Consider the following 15,245-nt stretch of genomic DNA (forward strand, 5'->3'; position numbering starts at 1 on the left):
CACACGGTTCAGGATCTGCGGGCGGGCATCCCGAGCCTGGGCGAGGGACCAAGTGGTGGGCACAGACTTTTTGGTTACTTTTGGGGCGTTTGCCAAAAGTGACCCGCCGTAAGGGCGGAACCAATGTCAGCCGTTTCCAAACAACGGATATGTACGCAAAAATGTTCGCCCCCCTCCATAACGCACAAAGGCCACCCGAAGGTGGCCTTTGTGTAGTCGGTCAATCAAATAAGCAGATGCTTATTTTTTGACTTCCCAACCCGTCAGCTCAGCCAAAGCCTTGCCGATGTCTGCCAGCGAACGCACGGTTTTAACGCCTGCGTCTTGCAGAGCAGCGAATTTCTCGTCTGCTGTGCCTTTGCCGCCAGAGATGATTGCGCCAGCATGGCCCATGCGCTTGCCCGGAGGAGCAGTCACACCAGCGATGTAGGAAACAACCGGCTTGGTCACGTGTGCCTTGATGTAGGCAGCCGCTTCTTCTTCAGCCGAACCGCCGATCTCACCGATCATCACGATCGCTTCAGTCTTCGGGTCTTCCTGGAACAGCTTCAGGATGTCGATGAAGTTGGAGCCAGGGATCGGGTCACCACCGATACCAACACAGGTCGACTGACCGAAACCGGCGTCAGTAGTCTGCTTCACAGCTTCGTAAGTCAGGGTGCCGGAACGCGACACGATACCTACTTTGCCTGGCAAGTGAATGTGACCTGGCATGATGCCGATCTTGCACTCGCCCGGAGTGATAACGCCTGGGCAGTTAGGGCCGATCAGGACCACGCCCAGCTCGTCGCACTTGACCTTGGCTTCCAGCATGTCGATGGTCGGGATGCCTTCAGTGATGCAGACGATCAGCTTGATGCCGCCGAACGCTGCTTCAAGGATGGAGTCCTTGCAGAACGGTGCTGGAACGTAGATGACCGAAGCAGTTGCGCCGGTTTTATCTACAGCTTCTTGCACAGTGTTGAACACTGGCAGGTTCAGGTGAGTAGTACCACCTTTACCAGGAGTCACGCCGCCAACCATTTTAGTGCCGTAGGCAATGGCTTGTTCGGAGTGGAAAGTACCCTGCGAACCGGTGAAGCCCTGGCAGATTACTTTGGTGTCTTTATTGATCAGGACGCTCATTACTTGCCCTCCGCAGCTTTGACAACTTGTTGAGCAGCGTCGGTCAGGCTGGTAGCAGCGATGATGTTCAAACCGCTTTCTGCCAGTACTTTAGCGCCCAGTTCAGCGTTGTTACCTTCAAGGCGAACAACAACCGGGATTTTCACGCCGACTTCTTTCACTGCACCGATGATGCCTTCGGCAATCATGTCGCAACGAACGATGCCGCCGAAGATGTTGACCAGTACTGCTGCGACGTTGGTGTCGGACAGAATGATCTTGAACGCTTCGGTAACGCGTTCCTTGGTTGCACCACCACCTACGTCGAGGAAGTTGGCTGGCTTGCCGCCATGCAGGTTGACGATGTCCATGGTACCCATGGCCAGGCCAGCACCGTTGACCATACAGCCGATGTTACCTTCCAGCGCTACGTAGTTCAGTTCGAACTTGGCAGCGTGAGCTTCGCGCGGATCATCTTGCGATGGATCGTGGAAAGCCTTCAGCTTAGGCTGACGGTACATGGCGTTGGCGTCGATGTTGATCTTGGCGTCCAGGCAGTGCAGATCGCCGTCAGCCTTGATAACCAGCGGGTTTACTTCCAGCAGAGCCAGGTCGTGGTCCTGGAACAGCTTGGCCAGACCGGTGAAGATCTTGGCGAACTGGGAAACCTGCTTGCCTTCCAGACCCAGCTGGAATGCCAGATCGCGACCCTGGAATGGCTGTGCGCCAACCAGTGGATCGATCGTGGCTTTGAGGATCTTCTCAGGAGTGTCGTGAGCGATCTTCTCGATGTCCACGCCACCTTCGGTGGAAGCCATGAACACGATGCGACGGCTCGAACGATCCACTACAGCGCCTAGATAGAGCTCTTTAGCGATGTCGGTGCAGGACTCAACCAGGATCTTGGTCACTGGCTGACCGTTGGCGTCAGTCTGGTAAGTCACCAGACGCTTGCCCAACCATTGCTGGGCGAACGCTGCAGCGTCTTCTTTGCTGCGAACCAGCTTTACGCCGCCCGCTTTACCGCGACCACCAGCGTGAACCTGGGCTTTGACAACCCATTCAGTCCCGCCAATTTTATCGCAAGCTTCTGCTGCTGCTTCCGGGGTGTCTACTGCGTAGCCTTTGGATACTGGCAGGCCGTACTCAGCGAACAGCTGCTTACCCTGATACTCGTGAAGATTCATGCTTATTACCGTCTTCGTTAGGTACTGCGCATTCGGTGCTGCACGTCTGGCGTGCCGCACCACCTGTGACCGCTACTCCGGGCAATCCCTTCAGGAAAAGTCCGGAGGTCGAGTCCGGCGGACATTCCGCGGTGAGTCTTGCTCGCAAGGCTCACGACGGGCAGTCCGTCGTGGTTTCTCTTGTTGTCTTAACGCTTTTTGCGGTTCTGGATGTGGATGGCACCGCCATTCACGGCCAGAGCAGCTTCATGCAATGCTTCGGACAGCGTCGGATGGGAGAAGACCATCATGCCGATGTCTTCGGCACTGCTGCCGAATTCCATCGCGATCGCGCCCTGCTGTACCAGCTCGGCAGCGCTAGGACCAATAACGTGAACACCCAGTACACGGTCAGTCTTGGCATCGGCAATGATCTTGACGAAGCCGCCTGTGTCGTTTGCTGCCATGGCACGGCCACTGGCTGCGAACGGGAAGGTGCCAACGTTAACTTCAACGCCTTCAGTCTTCAAGGTCTGCTCGGTTTTACCAACCCATGCGATTTCCGGGTGGGTGTAGATAACCGAAGGGATCAGATTGTAGTTCATCTGAGCCTTGTGGCCTTTGATGCGCTCGACAACCATGATGCCTTCTTCAGAAGCCTTGTGGGCCAGCATCAGACCACGAACCACGTCGCCGATCGCGTAAACGCCCGGAACGCTGGTGGTGCAGTAGTCGTCAACGTAGATGAAACCACGCTCATCCAGGTCCACGCCGCTGTCAGCGGCCAGCAGATCAGTTGTTACCGGACGACGACCAACGGCTACGATCAGACGGTCGAAAGTGATCGATTGCTCGCCCGCTGCGTCGGTGTAGCTGACCACAACTTCTTCGCCTTCGACTTTCGAACCGGTGACGCGAGCGCCCAGCTTGATGTCGAGGCCTTGCTTGGTGAAGGTTTTCAGGGCTTCTTTGGAAACCGCTTCGTCAGCAGCCGGGATGAACTTGTCCAGTGCTTCCAGGACAGTTACCTGAGCGCCAAGACGAGCCCATACCGAACCCAGCTCCAGACCAATTACGCCAGCGCCGATTACGCCCAGACGCTTCGGAACCTGTTGGAATTCCAGAGCACCCGTCGAGTCAACGATGACTTTCTGGTCAACCGGAGCCGGTGGAATGTCGATCGGGCGCGAGCCGGAAGCCAGGATTACGTGATCAGCTTCGATGACTTCAACGGTGCCATCAGCAGCGGTCAGCTCGACTTTCTTGCCAGCCAGCAGCTTGCCGTGGCCTTGCAGAGTAGTCACGCCGTTAGCCTTGAACAGGCTGGCAACGCCACCGGTCAGGCCTTTGACGATGTTGGCCTTGCGACCAACCATGGCCGGGACGTCCATGCTGACTTCGGAAGTCGAAATACCATGGATCGAGAAGCCGTTCTTGGCTTCGTAGAACTTCCAGGAGCTGTCCAGCAGCGCCTTGGACGGAATGCAACCCACGTTCAGGCAAGTACCGCCGAGGGCCAGCTTGCCCTCCTTGTCCTGATACTTCTCGATGCAGGCAGTCTTGAGACCAAGTTGCGCAGCCTTGATGGCGGCAACATAACCGCCAGGGCCTGCGCCAATCACTACCACGTCGAATTTCTGGGACATAACAAAGAGTTCCTCTTTAGCTGCGAGCTTTAAGCTACAAGCTGCAAGCTGGCCTGTGATGTATTACAGACGAGCGTTGCAACCTGTTCATTAGGATGTAGCGACGACCAAAGCTTCAGCGCCAGACTGCTTTTACTTGCAGCTTGACGCTTGCGGCTTGCAGCTGTCGTGAATCAGATATCCAGCAGCAGACGAGCTGGATCTTCCAGCAGGTTCTTGATGGTCACCAGGAACGTCACAGCTTCTTTACCATCGATCAGACGGTGATCGTAAGACAGCGCCAGGTACATCATCGGACGAATCACAACCTGACCGTTGACCGCCATCGGGCGCTGGATGATGTTGTGCATGCCCAGAATGGCCGCTTGTGGCGGGTTGACGATCGGCGTCGACATCATCGAACCGAAAGTACCACCGTTAGTGATGGTGAAGGTACCACCGGTCATTTCGTCGATGGACAGTTTGCCGTCACGGGCTTTCTTGCCGAAGGTGGCGATGCCGCCTTCGATTTCAGCCAGGCTCATCTGCTCTGCGTTACGCAGAACCGGAACTACCAGACCACGGTCGCTGGAGACAGCAACACCCACGTCAGCATAGCCGTGGTAAACGATGTCGGAACCGTCGATCGATGCGTTGACTGCCGGGAAGCGTTTCAGCGCTTCGGTGGTCGCCTTGACGAAGAACGACATGAAGCCCAGGCGTACGCCGTTGTTGGACTTCTCGAACAGGTCCTTGTACTTCGAACGCAGCGCCATGACTTCAGTCATGTCGACTTCGTTGAAAGTGGTCAGCATCGCCATGTTCGACTGAGCTTCAACCAGACGCTTGGCAACGGTGGCCCGTACGCGAGTCATCGGTACGCGCTTCTCGGTGCGGTCGCCAGTAGCAACAACTGGAGCAGCAGCGGCAGCTGGCTTGGCAGCCGGAGCAGCGGCAGGCGCGGATTTCTTGGCTTCAACAGCAGCAACCACGTCTTCCTTGGTCACGCGGCCATCTTTACCAGTGCCTTTGACGCTGGCCAGGTTGATGCCGTTTTCTTCAGCCAGTTTGCGAGCAGCAGGCGCTGCAACCGAATCTTCGTCGCCAGCAGCTGGAGCGGCGGCCGGGGCAGCAGCTTGAGCCGGGGCAGCAGCAGGTGCAGCAGCGGCAGCAGGAGCAGCCGACGCAGTAGCGCCACCGTCCAGAGTTGCGATCAGTTCGTTGGAGAGGACGATTTCGCCCTCGCCTTTCACGATCGATGCCAGTACGCCGTCAGCTTCGGCCAGTACTTCGAGGACAACTTTGTCAGTCTCGATGTCAACCAGCAGCTCGTCACGTTTTACCGCTTCGCCCGGCTGTTTGTGCCACTTGGAAATGGTGCCGTCGGCAACTGATTCCGGGAAAGAGGGGGCTTTGATCTCGATAGCCATTATCTGTAATTCCTTAATTCGGTTTCTAATGCGCGAAGGCGTTAAACAGTGAAGGCATCTTGCAGCAGTTTTTCCTGCTGCTCGGCGTGCATCGAAGCGTAACCACATGCAGGCGCTGCCGAGGCGTCACGACCGGCATACTCGAGGACGAGGTTGCGGTTGTGATTGCCAACGCTGCGACGCAGGTGATGCTGACTGCTGTACCACGCACCCTGGTTCATCGGCTCTTCCTGACACCACACTACATTCTGCAGGTTGGTGTAAGGCGCAATCGCCTCCATCAGGTCGTCTTCCGGGAACGGATACAGCTGCTCGATACGCACGATGGCGATATCTTCGCGGCCTTCGGCACGGCGTTTTTCCAGCAGGTCGTAGTAAACCTTGCCGCCGCACAGCACCAGACGGGTCACCTTGGCGGCATCGAGGGTGTCGATTTCCGGGATGACAGTCTGGAACGAACCTTCGGCGAGATCTTCAAGGGTCGAAACAGCCAGCTTGTGACGCAGCAACGATTTCGGTGTCAGCACGATCAGCGGCTTACGCAGCGGACGGATAACCTGACGGCGCAGCAAGTGGTAGATCTGCGCTGGCGTAGTCGGTACGCACACCTGAATGTTGTGCTCGGCACAACCCTGCAAGTAACGCTCAAGACGTGCCGACGAGTGCTCTGGGCCCTGCCCTTCATAACCGTGAGGCAGCAACATGGTCAGACCGCACAGACGGCCCCACTTGTGCTCGCCGCTGGTGATGAACTGGTCGATAACCACTTGCGCACCGTTGGCGAAGTCGCCGAACTGGGCTTCCCAGATAACCAGCGCATCTGGCTGAGTGGTCGAGTAGCCGTATTCGAACGCCAGCACGGCTTCTTCCGAAAGGAAGGAGTCATACAGATCGAAACGTGGCTGACCGGCATACAGATTCTGCAACGGGATGTAAGTCCCGGCGTCTTTCTGATTGTGCAACACAGCGTGACGGTGCGAGAACGTACCGCGGCCGATGTCCTGCCCCGTCATCCGGATCGGATGACCTTCGAACGCCAGCGTCGCGTACGCCATGGTTTCAGCGTAACCCCAGTTGATCGGCAGGCCACCGGCTTGCATCTTCTGGCGGTCTTCGTAGATTTTCTGCACCTGACGCTGAACCACGAAACCTTCTGGCAGCTCCATCAGCTTGGCTGACAGTTCCTGCAAGGTTTTGAGATCAAAGCGGGTGTCGTGACGCGCAGTCCAGGCGTGGCCCAGATACGGACGCCAGTCCACAAACAGCTCTTTGTTCGGCTCTTTGACCAGACTTTTCACAACATGCAGACCGTTGTCCAGCGCGTTGCGGTAGTCGTCGATCTTCGCCTGTACGCGAGCATCATCCAGAACGCCGGCCTTGATCAGGCTTTCGGCATACAGCTCACGCGTGGTGCGCTGCTTGGTGATTTGCTGGTACATCAGAGGCTGGGTGCCGCTTGGCTCATCCGCTTCGTTGTGACCGCGACGACGGTAGCAGACCAGGTCGATCACCACGTCACGCTTGAACTGCATGCGGTAGTCGATAGCCAGCTGGGTCACGAACACGACGGCTTCAGGGTCATCACCATTCACATGGAGAATCGGCGCCTGAATCATCTTGGCAACGTCGGTGGCGTACTCGGTGGAGCGCGAGTCCAGCGGGTTGCTGATGGTGAAGCCAACCTGGTTGTTGATGACGATGTGGATGGTGCCGCCCGTCTTGAAGCCGCGAGTCTGCGACATCTGGAAGGTTTCCATGACCACGCCCTGCCCTGCGAAAGCAGCATCACCGTGGAGGGAAATTGGCAGAACCTTGTCACCATTTGGATCGTTACGACGATCCTGACGAGCACGAACCGAACCTTCAACCACCGGAGAAACGATCTCCAGGTGAGACGGGTTGAACGCCATGGCGAGGTGGACTTCGCCGCCAGCGGTCATTACGTTCGAAGAGAAGCCCTGGTGATATTTAACGTCACCGGAACCCAGCTCGACTTTTTTCTTGCCTTCAAACTCGTCGAACAGCTCGCGCGGGTTCTTGCCGAAGGTGTTGACCAGAACGTTAAGGCGGCCACGGTGAGCCATGCCGATAACGATTTCCTTGGTGCCATACGAACCGGAACGCTGGATCAACTCGTCCAGCATCGGAATCAGGCTTTCGCCACCTTCCAGACCGAAGCGCTTGGTGCCTGGGTATTTAGTGCCCAGGTACTTTTCAAGGCCCTCTGCCGCGGTAACGCGCTCGAGCAAGTGGCTCTGGATTTCGGCGGAGAACACGGGACGGCCGCGCACGCTTTCAAGACGCTGCATGAACCAGTTGCGCTGCTCGGAATCCACGATGTGCGTGAACTCGGCGCCGATGGTGCGGCAATATGTCTTATGTAGCGCGTCCTGAATTTCGCGTAGGCTCGCTTCCTCTTTGCCGATGAACAAGTCTCCGGCACGGAAAGTGGTATCCAGGTCAGCGTTGGTCAACCCATAGTGATTGATCGACAGGTCAGCTGGCGCCGTACGTTGCCACAGCCCCAGCGGGTCGAGCTGGGCCGCCTGATGGCCGCGCATACGGTAAGCCTGGATGAGCCGCAACACTTCGACCTGCTTCTTTTCATGTTCGCTGCTCACGCTCCCGGCGGATACCGGTTGGGCGCGGCGCTGGTTTTTGGCCAGCAACACGAAATGATCGCGAATCGTCGAGTGCGATACATCGGTGGCAGAGTTGCCGTCAGCGGGCAACTTCTGAAAGTAGGTGCGCCATTCCTCTGGCACAGCGTTAGGGTCGTGCAGGTAGAGCTCATAGAGCTCTTCCACATAGGCAGCGTTACCACCGGAAAGGTGGGCACTGTTCCACATGCGCTGCATCACGCTTTCTTGCATGCTTGGTCACCCTCGGTAAGGGGACACCACCGGCGAAGACACCACAGTAAACCTGAGATAGTCATGTGCAGCGACTGTATCAAGTCACTTAGGATCACGCAGATAGTCCGGGTACCAGCCCGGATGCCCCTGCTGGTCTTATTTCTTCAAAATAAGAGCCGCAACATTACTTGCTGCTGCTCAGGTTAAAACTACGGCGCCGGTTGAAGCCTGCGCCGCAGCGGTTACGGGTATTACGGCATTACGGTGTAACAGTCAAATCAGACGCCGTTTTGCAGGAGCATGTTGCGCACGTGACCGATAGCCTTGGTTGGGTTAAGGCCCTTCGGACAGACGTTTACGCAGTTCATGATCCCGCGGCAGCGGAATACGCTGAACGGGTCATCAAGCGAAGCCAGACGTTCGGCGGTCTTGTTGTCACGGCTGTCAGCCAGGAAACGGTAGGCTTGCAGCAGTGCAGCTGGACCGAGGAATTTATCCGGATTCCACCAGAACGACGGGCAGGAAGTCGAGCAGCAAGCACACAGAATGCACTCGTACAGACCATCCAGCTTCTCACGCTCTTCAGGACTCTGAAGACGTTCGATGGCCGGAGCCGGGGTATCGTTCAACAGATATGGCTTAACCTTCTCGTACTGCTTGTAGAAGATGCTCATATCAACAACCAGGTCACGTATTACAGGCAAACCAGGCAGCGGACGCACCACCAGCTTGTTGCCCTTGACCACAGCGGACAGCGGCGTGATGCACGCCAGGCCGTTCTTGCCGTTGATATTCATACCGTCTGAGCCACAAACACCTTCGCGGCACGAACGACGGTAAGAGAAGCCTTCATCCTGTTCCTTGATCAGCGCCAATACATCCAGCACCATCAAGTCTTTGCCACCGGTATCAACGTCGAACACCTGGGTTTTAGGCGCAGAGTCGCTGTCGGGGTTGTAGCGATAAACTTCGACTTTCAACATAGCGGCCACCTTTAGTAAGTCCGAATTTTCGGTTCAAACGCCGGTACTGTCTTCGGCGCAAAGTTGACTGCACGTTTGGCAACCCGCTTCTCGCCCGGGAAGTACAGGGTGTGGCACAGCCAGTTTTCATCGTCACGATCTTCATAGTCTTCGCGAGCGTGAGCACCGCGAGACTCTTTACGCACTTCCGCAGCAACCGCAGTGGCTTCGGCGACTTCCAGCAGGTTTTGCAACTCAAGCGCTTCGATACGCGCAGTGTTGAAGCCCTGGGACTTGTCGTTGATCTTCACGTTGGCAATACGAACGCGCAGGTCCGCCAGTTGGGCGATACCTTTCTGCATGTATTCGCCGGTACGGAACACGCCGAAATAGTTCTGCATGCAGCTTTGCAGCTCGCGACGCAGAGTGGCAACGTCCTCACCTTCGGTACGCTCGTTGAGGCCATTGAGACGGCTCAGCGCGGCATCGATATCGGTATCGCTTGCGTCAGCGTATTCAATGCCCTCGGTCAGCACTTTCTCCAGGTGCAGGCCGGCAGCACGACCAAATACCACGAGGTCGAGCAGCGAGTTACCACCCAGACGGTTGGCACCGTGCACAGATACACAAGCCACTTCACCTACCGCGAACAGGCCAGGCAGGATCTGATCGTTGCCGTCAGCATCCTGAGTCATGGCCTGACCATGAATATTGGTAGCAACACCACCCATCATGTAGTGGCAGGTAGGCACAACAGGTACCGGAGCAACAACCGGATCGACGTGTGCAAATGTCTTCGACAGCTCACAGATACCTGGCAGACGGCTGTGCAGCACTTCTTCGCCCAGGTGATCGAGCTTGAGCATCACGTGGTCGCCATCAGGACCGCAACCGTTGCCCGCAATGATCTCTTTAACCATCGAGCGAGCCACAACGTCACGACCAGCAAGGTCCTTGGCGTTTGGCGCGTAGCGCTCCATGAAACGCTCGCCGTGCTTGTTGATCAGGTATCCGCCTTCACCGCGGCAACCTTCAGTGACCAGTACACCTGCCCCGGCGATGCCGGTTGGGTGGAACTGCCACATTTCGATGTCCTGAACCGGAACACCGGCACGCAATGCCATGCCTACGCCGTCGCCAGTGTTGATCAGGGCGTTGGTGGTAGAGGAATAGATACGGCCAGCACCGCCGGTCGCCAATACAGTCGCCTTGGCGCGGATGTACATGGTTTCGCCGGTTTCGATGCAGATCGCGATCACACCTACGAACGCGCCATCCTGGTTCTTCACCAGATCAACGGCGTAGTACTCGTTCAGAAAGGTGGTACCTGCTTTCAGGTTGCCCTGATACAGGGTGTGCAACAGTGCGTGACCGGTACGGTCGGATGCAGCGCACGTACGTGCAGCCTGACCGCCCTTGCCGAAATCCTTGGACTGACCACCAAACGGGCGCTGGTAGATACGGCCCTGCTCGGTACGCGAGAACGGCATACCCATGTGGTCCAGTTCATAAACCGCAGCCGGGCCTTCCTGACACATGTATTCAATAGCGTCCTGGTCACCGATGTAGTCGGAACCCTTGACGGTATCGTACATGTGCCAGCGCCAGTCATCGTTTGGATCGGCAGAAGCGATTGCGCAGGTGATGCCACCCTGAGCCGAAACAGTGTGCGAGCGAGTCGGGAAAACCTTGGTGACTACGGCGGTCTTGTGGCCGCCCTGAGCCAGCTGCAAGGCAGCGCGCATGCCTGCACCGCCGCCACCAATAATGATGGCGTCGAATGAAAGTGTATTTATGTTAGCCATGAATCAGATACCCCAAAGAATCTGCACACCCCAGACGAAGTAAGCGAACATCGCAACGCCGCAAACAGCCTGGAACAGGAAACGCACAACCGTCGCCGACTTGCCCAGCGCCATCGGCGTCAGGTAGTCAGTTGCGATGGTCCACATGCCGACCCAGGCGTGAGCGCCCAGAGCAACGAGGGCCAACAGGCTGAAGATGCGCATTGCAGTGTGGGAGAACAGGCCGTGCCACTGGGCATAGTCGATGCCCGGATGCGCGACCAGATATCCGATCAGGAAAATGAAATAAGCCGCGAGCACGACCGCAGATACGCGCTGCGCCATCCAGTCATAGAGGCCCGAACGCGACAGGTTAGTGACGTTGGTTACCATATCCATACTCCCGCCAGAACGATTACCACCACGGATACGGCGATAACGATTTTGGAGCCCAGCTTGCCGCCTTCCAGCGTCTCGCCGATGCCCGCATCCATGATCAGGTGGCGGATACCCGCTACCAGGTGATAAAGCAAGGCGGACAGGAGAGCCCAAATCACAAGCTTGGCCAGCGGGCTGGTCAGACACGCTTTCACCTCACCGAAGCCTTCCTCGGAACTCAGCGACTTGTCCAATGCGTAAAGCATGATGACGAGGCCGACAAAGAGAATGACTCCGGAGACACGGTGAAGAATGGACGTGTAAGCAGTGACTGGGAGTTTGATGGTCCTTAGGTCTAGGTTTACAGGTCGTTGGCTTTTCACGGCTTTATTTCACACTGAAGAGCCCCTAACAATCAGGGCAAATTATTGGGAAGTGCACTGGTCAGGTACCCACCACCCAGGGAGTGACGACCTCCGGTATACAGGCCCTAAAGCCCCTGGCGGTCGGACGCCGAGTATAGACAGTTAGGTCACTAATGACAACGCAGAGAAGCCCTTCAAATAGGTGATTGCGCTGGCCGGATAAAAAGCGTAAGTGACAGAATGTCGCAGGGCAAATCAAGCCTGAAAGCCTTCTGGAACACGACTTTAGGCAAATTGACTTTAGATTTTATCTAACTATAGTGGTGCGGGCCCTGCGTGGGGGGCCGTCTGATGATTTGAAGCATAAATAGGAGGCCACATGGCTGATAATAAAGCGCAGTTGATCATCGAGGGCGCAGCCCCCGTCGAGCTGCCCATTCTGACCGGCACCGTAGGCCCCGACGTTATCGACGTACGTGGTCTCACAGCCACCGGCCGCTTCACATTCGACCCAGGCTTCATGTCGACCGCCTCTTGCGAGTCGAAGATCACCTACATTGATGGTGACAACGGGATCCTGCTGCATCGCGGCTATCCGATCGAGCAACTGGCCGAGCAATCGGACTACCTGGAAACCTGCTACTTGCTGCTGAACGGCGAACTGCCAACCGCCGAGCAGAAAGCCCAGTTCGTTGTTGTCGTGAAAAACCACACCATGGTTCACGAACAACTCAAGACATTCTTCAACGGCTTCCGCCGCGACGCCCACCCAATGGCGGTGATGTGCGGCGTGGTCGGCGCACTTTCCGCGTTTTATCACGACTCTCTGGACATCAATAATCCACAGCACCGTGAAATCTCGGCAATCCGCCTGGTCGCCAAAATGCCGACTCTGGCAGCAATGGTTTACAAGTACTCCATGGGCCAACCCATGATGTACCCACGCAACGACCTGAGCTACGCCGAGAACTTCCTGCACATGATGTTCAACACACCGTGCGAGATCAAACCGATCAGCCCGGTGCTGGCCAAGGCCATGGACAAGATTTTCATCCTGCACGCCGACCACGAGCAAAACGCCTCGACGTCTACCGTGCGGATGGCAGGCTCCTCGGGTGCCAACCCGTTCGCCTGTATCGCTGCCGGTATCGCCGCACTCTGGGGCCCAGCCCACGGCGGTGCGAACGAAGCCGTGTTGTCCATGCTTGATGAAATTGGCGACGTGTCGAACATCGACAAGTTCATCGCCAAGGCCAAGGACAAGAACGATCCGTTCAAGCTGATGGGCTTCGGTCACCGGGTTTACAAGAACCGCGACCCGCGCGCCACGGTAATGAAACAGACCTGCGACGAGGTTCTCAAGGAGCTGGGCATCACCAATGACCCGCAACTTGAGCTGGCCATGCGCCTCGAAGAGATCGCACTGACCGATCCTTACTTCATCGAACGCTCGCTGTACCCGAACGTTGACTTCTATTCGGGCATCATCCTCAAGGCGATCGGCATTCCAACCAGCATGTTCACCGTAATCTTCGCCCTGGCGCGGACCGTCGGCTGGATCTCGCACTGGAAGGAAATGCTCTCCAGCCCGTACAAGATTGGCCGTCCACGCCAGCTGTACACCGGCTACGTGGCCCGCGATATCGTGCCACTGGAAGACCGCAAGTAAGCTTCACGCTACAACTGAAAAGGGCTGCCATTGGCAGCCCTTTTTTGTGTCTGAAGAATATGGCACTTGTTGATTATCCATTCCCCGCAGGAGATCGCTCTGCGCCCTGAAACAGCGCTGTCGCGAAGCAGACATTGGACCTGTAGGAGTGAGCTTGCTCGCGACAGCGTCAGGCCAGACGATAACTCTCAACAGTTCGACCGCTATCGCGAGCAAGCTCACTCCTACAAAAAAGCATCCAACTTCAGTGGGTTATTTTATGTTTGATCAGAGAGCCTACTTCTCAGCCCTTTCCTTCAACGCCTTCAACGTATTAAACGGCGCATCCACCACAAACTTGTTGGCCAGCCAGGAAGGCACGCTACCGCCCGGCTCGGTATGCACCTGATAAGTCACTTGAGTCTTGTCCGGGCCTTGGGGTACGAATTTCCAGAAGCCGTCGACCTGCGACACCCGCACAAAGCCTTTCTCTTCGGGAATGTACTTGGGCACTTCCTGGAGTTTACGAGTCAGGCTACCGTCGGCGCCCTCCTCCGTCGTCACCAGCAGCACTGAATCACGCGGGGTTACGGGCCACGGCGTGTTGATCTGGGTATAGGTCCATGCCTGATTACCCTCGTGCTTGAGCACCTTTTGCGATTTGCACTCATGAATCCATGCACAGGCGCCCGCTACGTCCTCCTGCAGGCCGCGCAGCTTCGCGACACTGGCATTGATCACCGTTTCGCCGCGATAGGCCTTGTACTGAGAACCTGGCACCTCACTGAGCGAGACCTTGATCCCTTCCTCATTCTTCGCGACTTTCCAGTCATCAGCGTGAACACCCGCAGACATAAACACCGTCAAACCACAGACAACAGCCATTCGATGCAGCGAACTCATTCTTGTATTCCTTATTGTTTGAAGTTCCAGCGAATCAATTCTGTCGCTCAGCAAGGGTTACGCTACCGCCGTCGCCTCCTCCCACCAGGTAATAAGACGAATCGCATCCGCCTGATCCACCCCACAAACATCCTGCGCCGCCATGAACTGACTGCACACAGCAGGCCGTTCGAGCTGGCCAAAGATCGCACACAGCATGTCCAGCGAGAGATGCAGGCAACGCTCGCCCGCAGGCTTGCCATCAGGCATGCCGGGGATCGGGGAAGTGATAGAAGGCGCGATGCAGCAAGCACCACAGCCTGAGCGGCAGTCCATGACCAGCACCCTGACAGATAATTTAGAAGTGACGATAGTACCCGCTGAAACGCACGTTTGAAATGGCCGTCACTACTGCCTGAACTTGAAGTCCAGGGCAGCACCCTCCACATCGCGCCGACTCTCGTTACGCATCTGCAACTCCATTTCGTTGCTGAGAATACGTCCATTGAGCTCAAATGGGTCGTTACCCGAAGCACGCTTGTCACCAAACATCGGCGGCAGTAAAGGTTTGCGAGGTTTAGCCTTGGTCGTTCCAGCGGGCTGCAACTCTTCAGCCAGCTCAGGTGGCAGGCTCAAATCGAGCTTGGCATTGTTGAGACTGGTGTCTTTGAGCGTTTTTTTACTTTCGGCCACTGACTTGCGGGTTACCGCGTCGCGCTTTTTCTCGGCCGCTGTTTTGGCCACAGGCGCCTTGGCTGAATCTGCCTTGTTCGCTTTGCTGGCGGGCGTTGCGTCGCCTTTGGCTGTCACCGGAACCACTGAAACATTGGGCGCCAACTCATGCACGGGCGCCTTGACAGGCTCAGGAGCAGACTCAGCAACAGGCTTGGTCGGCACGGCAGCGGGATGGCTGGCATCCGGCTTCACCGGAGACTGAGCCTCTGCGGAAACCTTAGGCTTGGGCGCAACATTCTCCCGAGCATCACAGGCACCCAGAAGAACGACAATCGACAGTGCGATACAGCGAAAAACATTCATAAGGCAGA

General features: G+C 56.7%; 14 protein-coding genes. 2 read left to right on the forward strand and 12 right to left on the reverse strand.

Annotation, left to right across the window (positions count from 1 at the left end):
* On the forward strand, window positions 1-251 hold a 251-nt coding region (locus tag AUC61_RS23015; RefSeq protein ID WP_243248490.1), incomplete at its 5' end, for a hypothetical protein.
* Here the strand turns inward: AUC61_RS23015 and sucD are convergent.
* The 9 genes from sucD to sdhC all read right to left on the reverse strand — a co-directional run bounded on the left by sucD (window position 241) and on the right by sdhC (window position 11,687).
* On the reverse strand, window positions 241-1,125 hold the full coding sequence (sucD, locus tag AUC61_RS23020) for a succinate--CoA ligase subunit alpha (RefSeq protein ID WP_027900900.1): 885 nt from the start codon (window positions 1,123-1,125) through the stop codon (window positions 241-243). The genes AUC61_RS23015 and sucD overlap by 11 nt on opposite strands.
* Window positions 1,125-2,291, reverse strand: coding sequence for an ADP-forming succinate--CoA ligase subunit beta (gene sucC, locus AUC61_RS23025; RefSeq protein WP_032629164.1), 1,167 nt, complete (start codon window positions 2,289-2,291; stop codon window positions 1,125-1,127). Before sucC ends, sucD begins: the two co-directional genes overlap by 1 nt.
* Before the next feature lie 188 nt (window positions 2,292-2,479).
* Window positions 2,480-3,916 (reverse strand): dihydrolipoyl dehydrogenase, encoded by a 1,437-nt coding sequence (lpdA, locus tag AUC61_RS23030; RefSeq protein WP_087274181.1) that lies wholly within the window; start codon window positions 3,914-3,916, stop codon window positions 2,480-2,482.
* Between the two features lie 173 nt (window positions 3,917-4,089).
* A complete protein-coding gene (gene odhB, locus AUC61_RS23035; protein ID WP_122666540.1) occupies window positions 4,090-5,325 on the reverse strand; it encodes a 2-oxoglutarate dehydrogenase complex dihydrolipoyllysine-residue succinyltransferase in 1,236 nt (411 codons plus the stop codon).
* A 41-nt stretch (window positions 5,326-5,366) separates the two neighbouring features.
* Window positions 5,367-8,198 (reverse strand): 2-oxoglutarate dehydrogenase E1 component, encoded by a 2,832-nt coding sequence (locus tag AUC61_RS23040; RefSeq protein ID WP_122666539.1) that lies wholly within the window; start codon window positions 8,196-8,198, stop codon window positions 5,367-5,369.
* Window positions 8,199-8,458: 260 nt separating this feature from the next.
* Window positions 8,459-9,163, reverse strand: coding sequence for a succinate dehydrogenase iron-sulfur subunit (locus tag AUC61_RS23045; protein ID WP_122666538.1), 705 nt, complete (start codon window positions 9,161-9,163; stop codon window positions 8,459-8,461).
* Between the two features lie 11 nt (window positions 9,164-9,174).
* Entirely contained in the window at window positions 9,175-10,947 is a 1,773-nt protein-coding gene (sdhA, locus tag AUC61_RS23050; RefSeq protein ID WP_122666537.1) for a succinate dehydrogenase flavoprotein subunit, read from the reverse strand.
* 3 nt (window positions 10,948-10,950) lie between these two features.
* Window positions 10,951-11,319 (reverse strand): succinate dehydrogenase, hydrophobic membrane anchor protein, encoded by a 369-nt coding sequence (gene sdhD / locus AUC61_RS23055; protein WP_027900893.1) that lies wholly within the window; start codon window positions 11,317-11,319, stop codon window positions 10,951-10,953.
* Entirely contained in the window at window positions 11,313-11,687 is a 375-nt protein-coding gene (gene sdhC / locus AUC61_RS23060; RefSeq protein WP_122666536.1) for a succinate dehydrogenase, cytochrome b556 subunit, read from the reverse strand. The genes sdhD and sdhC overlap by 7 nt, the downstream gene beginning before the upstream one ends.
* A gap of 361 nt (window positions 11,688-12,048) precedes the next feature.
* On the opposite strand from sdhC, the gene gltA reads away from it, so the two are divergent.
* Complete coding sequence (gltA, locus tag AUC61_RS23065) at window positions 12,049-13,338, forward strand: citrate synthase (protein ID WP_032629178.1); 1,290 nt, start codon at window positions 12,049-12,051, stop codon at window positions 13,336-13,338.
* A 276-nt stretch (window positions 13,339-13,614) separates the two neighbouring features.
* On the opposite strand, the gene AUC61_RS23070 is transcribed toward gltA, so the two are convergent.
* The 3 genes from AUC61_RS23070 to AUC61_RS23080 all read right to left on the reverse strand — a co-directional run bounded on the left by AUC61_RS23070 (window position 13,615) and on the right by AUC61_RS23080 (window position 15,237).
* Window positions 13,615-14,220 carry an START domain-containing protein gene (locus tag AUC61_RS23070; RefSeq protein WP_243248491.1) on the reverse strand — a complete coding sequence of 202 codons (606 nt, stop codon included), beginning with the start codon at window positions 14,218-14,220 and terminating at the stop codon, window positions 13,615-13,617.
* 57 nt (window positions 14,221-14,277) lie between these two features.
* Window positions 14,278-14,535, reverse strand: coding sequence for a YkgJ family cysteine cluster protein (locus AUC61_RS23075; RefSeq protein WP_243248492.1), 258 nt, complete (start codon window positions 14,533-14,535; stop codon window positions 14,278-14,280).
* Between the two features lie 72 nt (window positions 14,536-14,607).
* On the reverse strand, window positions 14,608-15,237 hold the full coding sequence (locus tag AUC61_RS23080; RefSeq protein WP_243248493.1) for a translation initiation factor 2: 630 nt from the start codon (window positions 15,235-15,237) through the stop codon (window positions 14,608-14,610).
* Window positions 15,238-15,245 lie beyond the last annotated feature (8 nt).

Origin of the sequence: Pseudomonas maioricensis (genome assembly GCF_022790535.1) — a bacterium.
GTDB classification, from domain to species: Bacteria; Pseudomonadota; Gammaproteobacteria; order Pseudomonadales; family Pseudomonadaceae; genus Aquipseudomonas; species Aquipseudomonas maioricensis.

What these genes read in the sequence shown, in the direction of transcription:
- sucD (WP_027900900.1), bottom strand. Translation starts at nt 1,125, where the DNA reads ATGAGCGTCCTGATCAATAAAGACACCAAAGTAATCTGCCAGGGCTTC.
- sucC (WP_032629164.1), bottom strand. Translation starts at nt 2,291, where the DNA reads ATGAATCTTCACGAGTATCAGGGTAAGCAGCTGTTCGCTGAGTACGGC.
- lpdA (WP_087274181.1), bottom strand. Translation starts at nt 3,916, where the DNA reads ATGTCCCAGAAATTCGACGTGGTAGTGATTGGCGCAGGCCCTGGCGGT.
- odhB (WP_122666540.1), bottom strand. Translation starts at nt 5,325, where the DNA reads ATGGCTATCGAGATCAAAGCCCCCTCTTTCCCGGAATCAGTTGCCGAC.
- AUC61_RS23040 (WP_122666539.1), bottom strand. Translation starts at nt 8,198, where the DNA reads ATGCAAGAAAGCGTGATGCAGCGCATGTGGAACAGTGCCCACCTTTCC.
- AUC61_RS23045 (WP_122666538.1), bottom strand. Translation starts at nt 9,163, where the DNA reads ATGTTGAAAGTCGAAGTTTATCGCTACAACCCCGACAGCGACTCTGCG.
- sdhA (WP_122666537.1), bottom strand. Translation starts at nt 10,947, where the DNA reads ATGGCTAACATAAATACACTTTCATTCGACGCCATCATTATTGGTGGC.
- sdhD (WP_027900893.1), bottom strand. Translation starts at nt 11,319, where the DNA reads ATGGTAACCAACGTCACTAACCTGTCGCGTTCGGGCCTCTATGACTGG.
- gltA (WP_032629178.1), top strand. Translation starts at nt 12,049, where the DNA reads ATGGCTGATAATAAAGCGCAGTTGATCATCGAGGGCGCAGCCCCCGTC.
- AUC61_RS23070 (WP_243248491.1), bottom strand. Translation starts at nt 14,220, where the DNA reads ATGAGTTCGCTGCATCGAATGGCTGTTGTCTGTGGTTTGACGGTGTTT.
- AUC61_RS23075 (WP_243248492.1), bottom strand. Translation starts at nt 14,535, where the DNA reads ATGGACTGCCGCTCAGGCTGTGGTGCTTGCTGCATCGCGCCTTCTATC.
- AUC61_RS23080 (WP_243248493.1), bottom strand. Translation starts at nt 15,237, where the DNA reads ATGAATGTTTTTCGCTGTATCGCACTGTCGATTGTCGTTCTTCTGGGT.